At 63.6% G+C, this 13,758-nt stretch carries 13 protein-coding genes; 8 read left to right on the top strand and 5 right to left on the bottom strand.

The window, feature by feature from the left end:
• Positions 1-56: 56 nt before the first annotated feature.
• Positions 57-2,189: a carboxy terminal-processing peptidase gene (locus tag CK501_RS11250; protein ID WP_198949491.1), complete on the top strand. Its 2,133-nt coding sequence runs from the start codon at positions 57-59 to the stop codon at positions 2,187-2,189.
• Between the two features lie 15 nt (positions 2,190-2,204).
• Positions 2,205-3,173 carry a helix-turn-helix domain-containing protein gene (locus CK501_RS11245; RefSeq protein ID WP_095617821.1) on the top strand — a complete coding sequence of 323 codons (969 nt, stop codon included), beginning with the start codon at positions 2,205-2,207 and terminating at the stop codon, positions 3,171-3,173.
• On the opposite strand, the gene mtnA is transcribed toward CK501_RS11245, so the two are convergent.
• A complete protein-coding gene (mtnA, locus tag CK501_RS11240; RefSeq protein WP_095617820.1) occupies positions 3,162-4,211 on the bottom strand; it encodes an S-methyl-5-thioribose-1-phosphate isomerase in 1,050 nt (349 codons plus the stop codon). The genes CK501_RS11245 and mtnA overlap by 12 nt on opposite strands.
• Before the next feature lie 143 nt (positions 4,212-4,354).
• On the opposite strand from mtnA, the gene CK501_RS11235 reads away from it, so the two are divergent.
• Genes CK501_RS11235 through CK501_RS11220 form a run of 4 tightly spaced genes read left to right on the top strand, consistent with a single transcriptional unit; the run spans position 4,355 to position 7,848 of the window.
• On the top strand, positions 4,355-5,680 hold the full coding sequence (locus CK501_RS11235; protein WP_095617819.1) for a TRZ/ATZ family hydrolase: 1,326 nt from the start codon (positions 4,355-4,357) through the stop codon (positions 5,678-5,680).
• Between the two features lie 10 nt (positions 5,681-5,690).
• Positions 5,691-6,404 carry a bifunctional 2-polyprenyl-6-hydroxyphenol methylase/3-demethylubiquinol 3-O-methyltransferase UbiG gene (ubiG, locus tag CK501_RS11230; protein WP_095617818.1) on the top strand — a complete coding sequence of 238 codons (714 nt, stop codon included), beginning with the start codon at positions 5,691-5,693 and terminating at the stop codon, positions 6,402-6,404.
• A complete protein-coding gene (locus CK501_RS11225; protein WP_095617817.1) occupies positions 6,401-7,084 on the top strand; it encodes an HAD-IA family hydrolase in 684 nt (227 codons plus the stop codon). Before ubiG ends, CK501_RS11225 begins: the two co-directional genes overlap by 4 nt.
• Positions 7,081-7,848, top strand: a complete 768-nt coding sequence (locus CK501_RS11220; RefSeq protein ID WP_095617816.1) for a YciK family oxidoreductase — start codon at positions 7,081-7,083, stop codon at positions 7,846-7,848. Before CK501_RS11225 ends, CK501_RS11220 begins: the two co-directional genes overlap by 4 nt.
• Here the strand turns inward: CK501_RS11220 and rdgC are convergent.
• A complete protein-coding gene (gene rdgC, locus CK501_RS11215) occupies positions 7,838-8,761 on the bottom strand; it encodes a recombination-associated protein RdgC (RefSeq protein ID WP_095617853.1) in 924 nt (307 codons plus the stop codon). The two genes, CK501_RS11220 and rdgC, sit on opposite strands and share 11 nt — an antisense overlap.
• A 59-nt stretch (positions 8,762-8,820) precedes the next feature.
• On the opposite strand from rdgC, the gene CK501_RS11210 reads away from it, so the two are divergent.
• Together CK501_RS11210 and yaaA are read left to right on the top strand one after the other, a co-directional pair.
• Entirely contained in the window at positions 8,821-9,072 is a 252-nt protein-coding gene (locus CK501_RS11210; RefSeq protein ID WP_095617852.1) for a glutaredoxin family protein, read from the top strand.
• A 264-nt stretch (positions 9,073-9,336) separates the two neighbouring features.
• Positions 9,337-10,101, top strand: coding sequence for a peroxide stress protein YaaA (gene yaaA / locus CK501_RS11205; RefSeq protein ID WP_095617815.1), 765 nt, complete (start codon positions 9,337-9,339; stop codon positions 10,099-10,101).
• Positions 10,102-10,197: 96 nt separating this feature from the next.
• On the opposite strand, the gene CK501_RS11200 is transcribed toward yaaA, so the two are convergent.
• From CK501_RS11200 to CK501_RS11190, 3 genes are all read right to left on the bottom strand, one after another.
• Positions 10,198-10,611: a PIN domain-containing protein gene (locus CK501_RS11200; protein WP_198949490.1), complete on the bottom strand. Its 414-nt coding sequence runs from the start codon at positions 10,609-10,611 to the stop codon at positions 10,198-10,200.
• Complete coding sequence (locus tag CK501_RS11195) at positions 10,574-10,810, bottom strand: AbrB/MazE/SpoVT family DNA-binding domain-containing protein (RefSeq protein WP_095617813.1); 237 nt, start codon at positions 10,808-10,810, stop codon at positions 10,574-10,576. Before CK501_RS11195 ends, CK501_RS11200 begins: the two co-directional genes overlap by 38 nt.
• A 111-nt stretch (positions 10,811-10,921) precedes the next feature.
• Positions 10,922-13,663: a bifunctional acetate--CoA ligase family protein/GNAT family N-acetyltransferase gene (locus CK501_RS11190; protein WP_095617812.1), complete on the bottom strand. Its 2,742-nt coding sequence runs from the start codon at positions 13,661-13,663 to the stop codon at positions 10,922-10,924.
• Positions 13,664-13,758: the final 95 nt, after the last annotated feature.

Below are 13,758 nucleotides of genomic sequence, written 5' to 3'. Positions count from 1 at the left end.
CATGGCTGAGGCATAGTATGGTGATTAAGACCACCTGATCAGGAGCAACGGCAATCTTGCGTACCCCAATCTTCCCCTCCCTGTTTCTGGCGCTCGCGCTTCTGGTTACCGGCGCGGCACAGGCCAACCTTGAAACCGAACGCGACTACCAGCCGGTTGAACCCACCTCCGACCAGGCACGGGCCAACATCCTGATAGCACGCCAGCTGCAGTTCGGCCATTTCGAGGAACAGGACATCGACGGTGAGCTCGCTTCTGAGACCCTCGACGCCTACCTCGATCAGCTGGACGGCCAGCGCCTCTACTTCACGCAGGAGGATATCAACCGTTTCGATGATTATCGGGACTCCATGCAGAGGGCACTGACCTCGGGCAACCTGGAGCCCGCATTCCGCATCTATAACCACTTCCAGCAGCGCAGCATCCAGCGCCTGGAATACGCCCTGTCCCTTCTGGACAACGGCATCGACACGTTCAGTTTCGAAAGCGACGACCGCTACCGGCTCGACCGCAGTGAGGCCGACTGGGCGCAGAACACGGACGAGCTCGATCAGCTCTGGCGGGACCGCATCCGTAACGCCGTTCTCAGCATGCGCCTGGACGGTCAGCCGGACGAAGCCATCAAGGAAACGCTGACCCGCCGTTATGAGAGCCAGCTGGACCGCGCCTATGACGCCCGCAGCGAAGACGCCTTCCAGCAATGGATGAACGCTTTTGCCGGGCTCTGGGACCCGCATACCCAGTACCTGTCCCCGCGCAATTCCGAGAACTTCGACATCAATATGAGCCTGTCCCTGGAAGGCATTGGCGCGGTGCTGCAGTCCGAGGACGGCTACACCAAGGTGTCACGGATCGTGCCCGGTGGCCCTGCGGCCGAGGAAGGCTCGCTGGGTGCGGCGGACCGGATTGTGGGCGTCGCCCAGGAAGATGAAAAGATGAAGAACGTCATTGGCTGGCGCCTGAGTGAGGTGGTGGACCTGATCCGGGGGGCCAAGGGCTCGAAAGTCCGGCTCGAGGTCATCCCGGCCGGTACCCAGAACGACATGAACACCCACGAGATCACCATTGTCCGGGACGAGGTGAAACTCGAGGAACAGTCCGCCCAGAGCGACATGATTGAAATGGAGAACGGGGGCGACCCCTGGCAGCTGGGCGTGATCGACATCCCCACCTTCTACGCGGACCTCAAGGCCGCCCGCCAGGGCGACAAGGACTACCGCAGCACCACCAGGGACGTCCGGGCGCTTCTCGAGGACCTGAAGTCCGACGGCATGGACGGGCTCGTGATCGACCTGCGCGGTAACGGCGGCGGCGCCCTTTCGGAAGCCAACCAGCTGGTGGGCCTGTTCATCGAGAGCGGCCCCACGGTCCAGGTGCGCGGCCCGGACGGCTCGGTCCAGGTGTTTGAGGATGAGAGCAACAACGTGACCTGGGACGGCCCCGTAGTGGTACTGGTCAACAACCTCAGCGCCTCCGCCTCCGAGATCTTTGCCGGCGCCATGCAGGACTATGGCCGCGGCCTGGTGGTGGGCGCCCAGACCTTCGGCAAGGGCACCGTTCAGGCCATACGGCCGCTGAACCACGGCCAGCTCAAGATCACCCAGTCCAAGTTCTACCGCATTTCCGGCGGCAGCACCCAGAACCGGGGCGTAGTGCCGGACATCGAGATCGAGGACCGCATCCACCGGGAGAATGTCGCCGAGTCCGCCCTGGACGGTGCCCTGACGTGGGATGAGATCGACACTCTCGACTATCACCGCTACTTCGAATTCGGGGATGTGCTGGAGACAATCACCAGCAAGCACGAGAAACGCTTCTCGGAGGTGCCCGAGTACAAGCTTCGCCAGCGCGAGCTGGAACTGCTCAATGAACGCCGGGACCGGACCTGGGTCAGCCTCAACGCCGAAGAGCGGCGGGCCGAACAGGAAGCGTTCCGCGACAAACAGCTCGGCATCGTCAACAAGCGCCGCGAGCTGCAGGACAAGGAGCCCTTCGAGTCCTGGCAGGCGTACGAGGAGGATGCGGAATCCCGCCCGGCCATGGCCCGGCGCAGCGAACTGGCGGATGAAGGACCGGACTTTGTGGTGCGGGAAGCGGGCGCGATCCTCACCGATCTTCTGGCCCAGAGCCAACACTACGCCAGCATCTATCACGAAACTCCCGAAAAGGGAGCAGTGGCCGGCGAATAGAGCGGAGCAGGCGCCATGGCGAGCGACGACGAGAAATCCGAAGCGCTGGAAACCTTCCTCAAGGACTCCCTGCACGCCCTGGAGTCACTGGAAAAGGTTCAGGAGCTCGAAGACGAGGACCAGGAAGGCTCCAGTCCCCGGGAAGGCACAGCATCGGATCAGCGCACGGAGGCTGACGAGGACGACGAACCCAACCTTCTCGACCGTCTGGCCGGTTATACCGGCTCCGCCTACAAGATTGCCCGGCGCACCACTGGCACCTCGCTCAAGGTGGGCCGGAAGCTCATGGGCAGCCAGGATCAGCTGCGCATGATGCTCGCCGCCGGCGAATCCCTGCGCGACCTGCGCGAGGTGGCTGGCCTCACCGTCAACGACCTCGCCGAGTCCCTCAACCTCCGGGACAAAAGCCTGCTGGAAGCCGCCGAGGATGGCACCGCCGCCCTCCCCTTTGAACTCATCCTGCGCCTGGCGGCCGTACTGGCACGCAACGACCCGGTTCCGTTCATCCTCAGGTACACCCGCGCCTACAGCCCGGATACCTGGCGGGTGCTCAACGACTGGGGCGTGGGCCGCCTGCCACTGCACTTCGAGCGCGAGCGCGAATTCATCAATATCTACCGGGGCCGCGACGAAGCCCGGGAACTGTCGGACGAAGGCTTCAAGCGCGTACTGGAGTTCACCCGCCAGTCATTCGAGATGTCCCTGCACTTCGTGGCCGAGGAAGAGGAGCGTCTCAACGAAGCTCTGGATGACCTGGAAGCCGAGCGCGAGGCCGCCAGGCAGGAAGGCCGGGAACCGGCCACGCCCAAGCGCGAACGGCGCCATCGCGGTCAGTCGCAGAAGAAAACCGAGGACAGCGCCACTTCCAAGACCAAGACCGCCGGGAACCAATCCGGAAAGAGTAAGCAGAAGCAAAGCAGCAAAACGACGACCAGCCAGTCCCGGAAAAAGACCGGCGGAAGCGGCCGTCAGTCAGGTGAGTGAATCCAGCGGCGTCACCTGATTCCCCGGCGCCTCACAGATTCCCTTCTCCGTCACAATCACATCCACCAGCGAGGCCGGCGTCACATCGAACACCGGGTTGAACACCGCCACTGAGTTCGGCGCCAGCCAGCGCCGGCCGGAACGCCGCAGTTCCGTACCATCCCGCTCCTCGATCTCGATCCGGTCACCACTGGGTGTCTCCGTATCCAGGGTTGACGATGGCGCCACGACCATCATCCCCACACCATAGTGCCGGGCCAGGATCGCCAGCGGCAGAGTTCCGATTTTATTCGCCACATCCCCGTTCGCCGTAATCCGGTCCGCCCCGACCACGACCCAGTCCACCTTCCCCTGCGCCATCAGCGTCGCCGCCGCGCCGTCCACATTGAGCGAACAGGGCATCCCCTCGCGCTCACACTCCCAGGCCGTCAAACGCGCCCCCTGCAACCAGGGCCGGGTCTCATCCATATGCACACAAGCCAGCGACCCCCGCCGGAACAGCTCCCGCACCACGCCCAGAGCCGTACCCTGACCACCGGTAGCCAGCGCCCCGGTATTGCAATGGGTCAGCACCTGCGCCGGCCCTTCACGCTCAGCCAGAATCCGATCCGCCCCGAGCACACCCATGGCCCGGTTCGCCTCCGCATCCTCCCGGTGAATGGCCAGCGCTTCCGCCTCAAGCATCGCCACAAGGTCCGCCGAATCCGCCACCTGCCCGAGACAGCCACGCATCCGCTCCAGCGCCCAGACCAGATTCACCGCCGTCGGCCGCGCCTGCGCCAACCAATCCATGGTCGCCCCCAGCCGCGAATACCAATCAGGCGCCTCCGCATACCCCCGGGCGGCCAGAACCACCCCATAGGCCGCCGCAATCCCGATCGCCGGCGCCCCGCGCACCTGCATCTCATGGATCGCCCGGTACACCCCCTCGGCATCCGAATACGCGTGCCAGACCTCCTCAGCCGGCAACAACCGTTGATCCAACACCTCCAGCACCTCACCGTGCCATCTGAGGGGGGTTACCTGATCCTGTGTCATTCAAAACAATCCTTAAAGAGTGAACTGTCCAACGCCTGCCATGGGCCCCAAAGCCACCATCCGTTATACTTTCAAGTCTGAAGTCACAGGCCGCAGCCCACAAGTGCCGGAAACCCACGGCCATAACCAGAACCCAGAGACCCATGACCCAAGCCATCGACCAACTCATCAGCGCCCGCTGGCTCCTGCCCATGACCGACCGGCAGGTCCTTGAACACCACAGTGTCGCCATCCAGGGCAACCAGATCCTCGATATCTGCCCCACGAACACCGCCCTGGAACGCTACCAGCCCAACCAGCACCGCGACCTCGGCGACCAGCTGCTGATGCCCGGGCTCATCAACGCCCACGGCCACGCCCCCATGACCCTGCTGCGCGGCCTCGGCAACGACCTGCCCCTGATGGAATGGCTCCAGGACCACATCTGGCCCGCCGAAGGCCGCTTCGTGGACGAAGCCTTTGTGGCAGACGGCACCCAGCTGGCCATCGCCGAAATGCTGCGCACCGGCACCACCTGCTTCTCGGACATGTACTTCTTCCCCGAGACCATTGTGGAAACCGCCCAGCAGCACGGCATGCGCATCCAGTCCACCTTCCCGGTACTGGACATGCCAACCCAGTGGGGCAGCGGCCCGGAAGAATACATCCAGAAGGGGCTGGCCCTGCACGACCGCGTACGCAACAGCAACCTGGCCACCATCGCCTTCGGCCCGCACGCCCCCTACACCATTTCTGACGAGCCACTGCGGCGCATCGCCACCCTGGCCGAGGAAGTCGATCTGCCCGTTCAGATCCACCTGCACGAGACCGCCGGGGAAGTGGATGACAGCATCCAGAACCACGGCCTGCGCCCCACCCGCCGACTGGCGGAACTGGGCCTGATCTCGCCGCGCACCCAGTGCGTGCACATGACCCAGGTGGACGATCACGACCTGAAGCTGCTGCAGGAAAGCGGCGCCCACGTGCTGCACTGCCCGGAAGCCAACATGAAGCTCGCCAGCGGCGCCTGCCCAGTGCAGCGCCTGCTGGATGCCGGCGTGAATGTAGGCCTGGGCACGGACGGCGCCGCCAGCAACAACAACCTGGACATGTTCGGCGAGATGCAGAGCGCCGCCCTGCTCGGCAAACTCAGCACCCTTGATGCAGGCGCCACGGACGCCTACAGCGTCCTGCGCATGGCCACCATCAACGGCGCGCAGGCTCTGGGCATCGACGACCGGGTGGGGACGCTTGAACCCGGCAAACAGGCGGACATGATCGCCGTGGACCTGGGCGATATCCTGGCGCAGCCGGTCTACGACCCGATCCCGCATCTTGTCTACAACACCAACGGCCGCCAGGTTACCCATACCTGGGTGGCCGGCGAACCCCGGCTGATCGAGGGCGAGCTCCAGCGTATGGATCTTCACGGCCTGCGCGAGCGGGTCAACCAGTGGCAGCGCCACATCGCCGCAGCCGACCAGCACTGAGGACAGCGCCATGACCCCGAACGTCGACCAGAACGAAATCGCCAAATTCGATGCCATGGCCCAGCGCTGGTGGGACCCGGAAGGCGAATGCAAACCCCTGCATGAAATCAACCCGCTGCGCCTGGGCTACATCGAGCAACACACCGGCAGCCTCAACGGCCAGACCGTTCTGGACGTGGGCTGCGGCGGCGGTCTGCTCAGCGAAGCCATGGCCCGCCGGGGGGCGACGGTGACCGGCATCGACCTGAGCCGGGAAGCCGTGGGCGTCGCTGACCTGCACGCGCTGGAGGCCGAGGTCACCGTGGATTACCGCGTGGAGGACGTGGAGGCGCTGGTGGAACAGGAAGCGGGCCGCTACGACACCGTCACCTGCCTGGAAGTCCTGGAGCACGTACCGGATCCGGCCGCCACGGTCGCAGCCTGTGCCCGCCTGCTCAAGCCCGGCGGCAGCCTGGTGGTGTCGACCATCAACCGCAACGCCAAGTCCTGGCTATTCGCCAAGGTTGGCGCCGAATACGTGCTCAACCTCCTGCCCCGTGGCACGCATGAGTGGAAACGCTTTATCCGGCCTTCCGAAATGGACCGCCACTTCCGGCACGCGGGCATCGAGACCCGCGACACCACGGGCCTGACCTACAACCCGGTCACCGGCCAGTACCGCTTAGGGCGGGACATCGACGTGAATTATTTCATGCACGGCATCAAGCCGGAGGCCGACGCGTGAGCCGCTTCAGCGCCATCCTCTTCGACCTGGACGGCACCCTGCTGGATACCGCACCGGACTTCATCTGGTGCCTGAACACCCAGCGTGCACGCCACAGCCTGCCCCAGCTGGACGAACACAGTATCCGGCGCGTGGTCTCCAACGGGGCCCGCGGGCTGGTTCAGCTCGGTTTCGGGCTGCGCCCCGGGGATCGTGGCTACGATGACCGCCATGCCGAACTCCTGGAACTGTACATCAGCCATATCGCCGTCCACACCCGGCTTTTCCCGGGGCTGGCCGAGGTTCTGGCGCACCTGGAGGCGAAACAGGTCCCCTGGGGCATCGTCACCAACAAGGCCAGCCAGTACACGCTAAAGCTGCTCGAGGACATGGACCTCCTCAAGCGCTGTGCCAGCGTCGTCTGCCCGGATCATGTGGCCAACACCAAACCGGACCCGGAACCGGTTCTGCTGGCGGCTGAGCAGATCGGTGTGGCGCCTGAAACCTGTCTCTACGCCGGTGACCACCGGCGCGATATTGAATCCGGCCTGGCCGCCGGCATGACCACCGTGGCCGCACGCTACGGTTACCTCGGCGCGGACGAGAACGTGGCGGACTGGAACGCCCACCACATCATCGACCACGGCCGCGAACTGTTCCACCTGATCGACACCCACCGACCCGAAACGGATTCCGCATGAGCGCACAGACCGTCGAGAACTACCAGCCCACAGCGGACCTGTTGAAGGACCGCATCATCATGGTCACCGGCGCCGGTGACGGCATCGGCCGGGCCGCAGCGAAAACCTACGCCGCCCACGGCGCCACCGTTATCCTTCTGGGGCGCACCATCAAAAAGCTGGAAAAGGTCTATGACGAGATCGACGCCGCTGGCCACCCGGAACCGTTGATCCTGCCACTGGATATCGAAGGCGCTGGCGCGGCGGACTATGACCAGGTGGTGGAACGCATCGAGGAAGACTTCGGCCGGCTGGACGGCCTGCTGCACAACGCCAGCCGTCTCGGCGACCGCACGCCGCTGGAGTACTACAATCCGGAAGAATGGGAACGGGTGATGCGCACCAATGTGACCGGTGCCTTCCTGCTCAGCCAGGCCATGATCCCGCTGCTGCGCGCCGCGCCGGACGCCTCGGTGATCTTCACCTCCTCCAGCGTCGGCCGTAAGGGACGCGCCAACTGGGGCGCCTACGCCATCTCCAAGTTCGCCACCGAAGGCCTGATGGAAACCCTCGCCGATGAACTGGACGATGCGCGCACCGCCGTGCGGGTGAACAGCCTCAACCCCGGCGCCACCCGCACCTACATGCGCCACCTCGCCTACCCGGCCGAGGATCCGGCCAGCAACCCGGAGCCGGACGCCATCATGGGCGCCTACCTGTACCTGATGGGCCCGGATTCAAAAGGCGTAACCGGCCAGCAGTTCGACGCTCAGATCAAGCGCTGAGCGCGGAACGGTCCTCGCCGCCAAAGGCCTCCAGCAGCGCTGGCACCAGGCGTGACAGTTCCAGTGTCATCAGGCTGAAGGCGGCATCAAAGCGGGCGACGCGGTCATCCCCGGCATCGTCGTCCAGCTTCTCTTTCAGGTCATCCCCGAAACGCAGACGGCGGATCGTCAGTTCATCGTCCAGCATGAACGACAGCTGATCCTCCCAGTCCAGTGCCAGCCGCGTCACGCTCATGGCGTTGTCCAGATGCGCGCGCACCTCGTCACCATCAAGGCCGACACCCTTGATACGGACCACACCACCCTGCTCCTCATCATCCCGCAGCTCACACTCATCCGCAGGCACCAGCCCCGCTGGCGGATGCGCTTCACCGCGCAGCCATTGGGTCATCGTGAACGCTGGTGATTGCTGTACCGCCGGCGGGCGCACCGGCATCGACCCCAGCGTCTCACGCAGCTCCGAAAGCAGTGTCTCGGCCGCATTACTGGAAGCGGAGTCCACCACAACCAGTTCCTGGGAGGGTGCAATGTAGGCGTGGATGAAACGGGACTTGGTAAAGGCTCGCGGCAACAACTCCAGCGTGACCTGCTCCTTGATCTCCGTCTTCTCCTTGCGCCGCAGAGGCCGACCCTGCTCCTCCTCGGCCGCGGCAACGCGCTCATCCACCTCCTCGCGGATCACCGCCGGCGGCAGCACCTTCTCCTCGCGGCGCAGGCAAACCAGATGGCACTCGCCGGACGTAAACACCAGCTGATCGCCATCACGCCCAAGCGGCGACACCCAGCCCATACGCTCGGTGTCCTGGGGCCCGCAGGGCTGGAACGCCCGCTTTGCCAGCGCCTCCTCCAGGGCCTCGGCGGACCACTCGAAGGCTTTGGTGATACGATAGAGACGCGCGTTACGAAACCACATGAACCAGATCCCCGGCATTGACCAAACAGGGCCGGGATTATCCGGGGGAAGCCAGCACCATGTCCACAGGCACCAGCCTCTATTTCTACATCACTGAAAACTGCGAACTCTGCGAACAGGCCGAACAGATCCTCGTCCGCACCCCACTCGAGACTCCCATCCCGGTGGACGTCGTCGACATCAGCGAATCCGAGGCGCTGGTGCACCAATACGGCGAACGCATCCCGGTTCTGCGCATGGAGCCCGAAGGGAAGGAACTGGACTGGCCGTTTACGGCGGAGGATGTGATCGCGTTTCTGGGAAACCACTGACCCCAAAACCACGACACGATCTGAGGCAGTGAGCGGGGGAGCCCTTCACGGGAAGCTCTGGAGCCATGGGTCAGGCCGCGGGGCCTGACGGGTTGCCATGGATGGTAACCCAGGACCGTCACGCGGAGCAGGATCGCGCAGCGTGACGGGCGGAAGAGCAGCCTACATGGACGTACTCGTGGCGATTCCCGTGAAGGGCTCCCCCGCTTACTGCCTGGCAATTATGTTAGAATCCAGCTAACAGAAACCCTGGGAGGATAGAAAATGTTAATGGTCGTCTCACCCGCCAAAAAACTCGACTACGAAAGCAAGCTCCCCACGAGCAGCTACTCCCAACCCCAGTTCCTCGAACACAGCCGGGAACTGATCGACGACCTCAAGCAACTGGAACCCCACCAGGTCAGCAACCTTATGGGCATCAGCCAGCAGCTCGGTGAACTCAATGCCCAGCGATACCAGGAATGGCACACCCCCTTCACGCCCGACAACGCCCGCCCCTCGGTGCTTGCGTTCAAGGGCGACGTCTATGAAGGCATGGCGCCGGAACGGTTCACCGAGAACGACTTCGACTTCGCCCAGCATCACCTGCGCATCCTCTCCGGCCTCTACGGCGTGCTGCGCCCGCTGGACCTGATGCAGCCCTACCGACTGGAAATGGGCACCAAGTTCCAGAACGCCCGGGGCAAAGACCTCTATGCCTTCTGGAAGGACACCATCACCGACCACCTGAAGAACGAGCTGGATAACGACGACGGCGTCCTGATCAACCTCGCCTCCAACGAATACTTCAAGGCGGTGGATCACAAAAAACTGGGTGCCCGCATCATCACCCCCCAGTTCAAGGACTGGAAGAACGGCCAGTACAAGATGATCAGCTTCTACGCCAAGAAGGCCCGGGGCATGATGGCCGCCTACATCATCCGCAACCGGTTGACCAACCCCGAAGACGTGAAAGGCTTCGATACGGACGGCTACCGGTTTAACGAGGAACTCTCCAACGGGGATAACTGGGTATTTACGCGCGGATAGAATACCCATTGCGATCAGGTATCGCTCCTGCAGGCATGTACCCTGTACCCGATAGAACTATTAAGGCCCCCATTTGCCAAGGGTAGTGCACCGTCCTCAGGGGGCCTCCACTCCCGCAATGCGCAACGCGGCACGGTCAAAACTGTACAGCGGCTGAGCCCCCATGGACCGGGCCTTATGAGCGATCAACGCATCCGGCAAGCCAAAGCCAGTCTGGTCCACAAAATCGCAGTAGGCAGCCCATATCGCCTGCTCATCCTCAAAGCAGAAGCACGGTTCCTCCAGAAGAGCGAGTACAACCCGGGCCAGCTGCTCCCGTGACAACCGGTAGCGTTTGCCGGCGAGCGTCCAGAGCGTCTCGCAGAGTACAATATCCGTGATCAGAACCGGCGCACTGGCTTTCAGGCAAGCTCTGGCACGCTGCGCCTGCTCCGGATCATCGCTCAGCAGGTGGCGAAGCAGTACGTTGGTATCAATGGCCACCATCGCTGGACCGCTGGATTCCGTCATCCCTTGACTCCTCTTCACTGAAACGCTCATCCGGCTGGATATCCCCCAGAAAGCCTTCACTGGCTCCTGGTGTCTGTTTGATCAGGGTGATATGCCCATCATGCTCCAGAACCTTGAACTCATCACCACTGCTCAAACCAGCCCTGTCACACAGGGATTTGGGAAGCGTGACCTGGCGCTTGGAACTGAGCCTTGTCATGGTTTTTCCTAAAGACGTGGATGGCAATGCACGATAAATTTACCATTCCATAAAAAGTAAAGCTATGCCCGAAAAAATCACGCCACATACGCGACAAACCACAGATCTCTTTCAGATCGGCGGCATCTCCCCATCCAGCCGATCCAGGTGCCAGTCCTCGGTAGGCTTGTTCAGTGGCAGCTTCAACGCCACCACGTCCTCTTCCTGATCGTAGGTCACCGAGAACCCGAGCGCCCTGGCCAGGCCGGCCATGGCTTCATTGCCGGGGAGAACGTGGCCCACCATCTCGAGGGTGCCGCGGGCCTTGCAGTAGCGGATCATCTTCTCCATAAGGATTCGGCCCAGACCCTCGCCGCGCAGGTCATCGCGCACCATAACGGCGAACTCGCACTGGATGTTGTCCGCATCCGTCCACACGCGCACCGTGCCCAGGGTCCTCTCGGTACCGTCTTCCAGCCACTCGGTGGCGATGAACACCATCTCCCGGTCGTAGTCGATCTGGACCATCCGGGCGATGTCGTCATGGGTGAAGCTGTTGCGGTACTGGAAGAACCGGTAGCGGATCGTCTCCGGAGACTGGCTCTGGTGGAATTCCAGGTGACCCGGCTCATCCTCGGCGCGGATCGGGCGCACCAGAACCTCGCGGCCGGATTTGAGGCTGACCCACTCTTCCAGCTCCCGGGGATAGGGCTTGATCACCGGCCGGACCGGCTCGCCCAGATCAATGGCCACATCGCAGGCCACGGCCCCATCCTCACCAAACAGCAGCGGCAGGATCTCCAGCCCCCGGATCTCGGGAATGTCGCTGTTGATCTGGGAGAGCGTTACCAGTGTCTGGCACACGGCCCGGATGTCCTCCTCCGGTTTTGGGCTGTACTCGCGCAGCAGGCGGTAGGCATTACTGCGCGCCAGCAGCTCATTGGCCAGGTTCATGTTCAGCGGCGGCAATGCCACACGCCGGTCGCTCATGATGTTCACCCGCGCGCCGGCGGAACCACACACGATCAGGGGCCCGAAGACCGCGTCCCGGGTCAGGCCGAGACTGAAACCAATCCCCTCCAGCCCGGCATTGGTCTGATGCATGGCAAACCCCAGGAAGCCGCTGTTGGGGAAGTGCTTGCGGTACTGCTCCATGAGCGTCTGGCAGGCGTTGGAGATGGCCGCCTCATCATTGAGCCGGCGGATGGTGTAGCGGTAACGCCCACGCCCCGAGGTCTCCTCCAGGTACGGGTGGCAACCGCGCTCATGCAGCAGCGTGATGTTCACTGGCCCGCCCCACTCACGGAAGGCCTCCACGGCCTCCTCTTCATCGTCGCAGTAAGCCGTCTCCAGGGTCTGGATACCGTAGGCGGCCACCAGCTGGCGGGCCTCGCGGTTGGTCAGGTGGTTGCGGCGGCTGCGGATCACCTTCTGGACCATCTCCCGGGCTTCCTGACGGTTCACCTCCGGCTCCACCCAGGATTCCGGTGTCTCCGCCAGCAACCGCTGACCACGCTGGTGCTTCACAAAGTGCATGAAGGCACGGATCGCCTTCTCCGGCGAGAAGAAGGTGGGCACCCCGGCCTCGTAGAAAGCATCCCGGGCGTCCAGAACCGTGCTCTGGCCCAGCCAGCAGGTGAACACGTTAAGGCGCTGGCGCCGGGCGACCTGCATCACCGAATCCGCAATGTGCAGGGTGTCTTCCAGCAGCGTGGGCGTGTACATCACCAGCACATTCGCAATGCCCGGGTCCTGACCCAGGATCTGCAGAACATCCGCGTAGAGCTGGGGCGAGGCGTCATACCCCAGGTCCAGCGGGTTGCGCACGCTCAGGTAACCGGGCAGACGCTGCTCCAGTTTCGCCACCGTTTCCTCGGAGAACTGCGCCAGCTCGCCGCCCTGATAGAGCAGCCGGTCCACCGCCAGAACCCCGGGGCCCACGCCATTGCACAGTACCACCAGCTCCTCCCGGCGCACCCGGCGCATGCGTGAGAGGCTCTCCAGCGCGTCGAACATCTCGTCCAGGCCGTTCACCCTCAGCACACCAGCGCGTTGGAGCGCGGCATCGTAGATGGGGTCCGTCTGGGTAATGCCATCCGGGAGTGTGTGGGGCAGATACTCGGATTCCGGGAAGCGGCCACTTTTTACCGCGATCACCGGCTTGGAACGCGAAGCGGCCCGTACCGAGGAGATGAACCGGCGCGGGTTCGGGATGTGCTCAATGTGTAGCAGGATCGCCCGGGTCCCCGGGTCCTCTGCCAGGTAGTCGATGAGATCGTCATGGGCGATGTCCACGCCATCACCCAGGGTCAGCAGGCGAGAGAACCCCACGCCCCGGGCAAAGGCCCAGTCGATGACCGCGCTGGCCACGGTACCGGACTGCCCCACGAACCCGATCTTTCCGGGCAGCACTCCCATGTGGGCATAGGTGGCGTTCAGCTGCGTGTCCGGCGACATGATGCCGATGGTATTGGGCCCCAGAATCCGCACGCCGGCCTTCTTGGCAGCATCCCGCACCGCGTACATCAGCGGTTCGCCATTGCGGCTGTAGGAACGGGACATACCGCCGGTCATCACCATGGCGGTCCGCACCCCGCATTCGCCCAGCTGGCGTACCAGTTTGGGCACCGTTTCCGGCGGGGTACAGATGATCGCCAGATCCGGCGCCCAGGGCATCTGCTTGATGCGGCGCTCACAGCGGATGCCGTGCACCTTGTCGTACCCCTGGCGGTTCACCACCAGCAGCTGGCCCGGGTAATCCCCGGCCATGAGGTTGCGCAGCACCATGCCGCCCAGGCTTGTGGCCCGCTCGGATGCCCCGATGACGGCAATGGAACGCGGATTGAACAGCGCATTGAGATGCCGGGTGGACATACAGCCCCTCTTTCTGACCCTTTCCAGACGCCGGATTGCCTTGCCACATCGATCCGCGCGGCTCACAATCCCTGTCAGAAGTGTAACCTGCATGG

Source organism: Halovibrio salipaludis (assembly GCF_002286965.1).
Classification (GTDB): Bacteria; Pseudomonadota; Gammaproteobacteria; order Pseudomonadales; family Oleiphilaceae; genus Halospina; species Halospina salipaludis.
This window is presented reverse-complemented; position numbering and strand designations above follow the sequence as displayed.

Bases quoted from the DNA above. Each gene is read 5' to 3' on its own strand.
- CK501_RS11235 (WP_095617819.1), top strand. From the start codon at position 4,355: ATGACCCAAGCCATCGACCAACTCATCAGCGCCCGCTGGCTCCTGCCC.
- CK501_RS11190 (WP_095617812.1), bottom strand. From the start codon at position 13,663: ATGTCCACCCGGCATCTCAATGCGCTGTTCAATCCGCGTTCCATTGCC.
- ubiG (WP_095617818.1), top strand. From the start codon at position 5,691: ATGACCCCGAACGTCGACCAGAACGAAATCGCCAAATTCGATGCCATG.
- CK501_RS11210 (WP_095617852.1), top strand. From the start codon at position 8,821: ATGTCCACAGGCACCAGCCTCTATTTCTACATCACTGAAAACTGCGAA.
- rdgC (WP_095617853.1), bottom strand. From the start codon at position 8,761: ATGTGGTTTCGTAACGCGCGTCTCTATCGTATCACCAAAGCCTTCGAG.
- yaaA (WP_095617815.1), top strand. From the start codon at position 9,337: ATGTTAATGGTCGTCTCACCCGCCAAAAAACTCGACTACGAAAGCAAG.
- CK501_RS11200 (WP_198949490.1), bottom strand. From the start codon at position 10,611: ATGACGGAATCCAGCGGTCCAGCGATGGTGGCCATTGATACCAACGTA.
- mtnA (WP_095617820.1), bottom strand. From the start codon at position 4,211: ATGACACAGGATCAGGTAACCCCCCTCAGATGGCACGGTGAGGTGCTG.
- CK501_RS11220 (WP_095617816.1), top strand. From the start codon at position 7,081: ATGAGCGCACAGACCGTCGAGAACTACCAGCCCACAGCGGACCTGTTG.
- CK501_RS11195 (WP_095617813.1), bottom strand. From the start codon at position 10,810: ATGACAAGGCTCAGTTCCAAGCGCCAGGTCACGCTTCCCAAATCCCTG.
- CK501_RS11245 (WP_095617821.1), top strand. From the start codon at position 2,205: ATGGCGAGCGACGACGAGAAATCCGAAGCGCTGGAAACCTTCCTCAAG.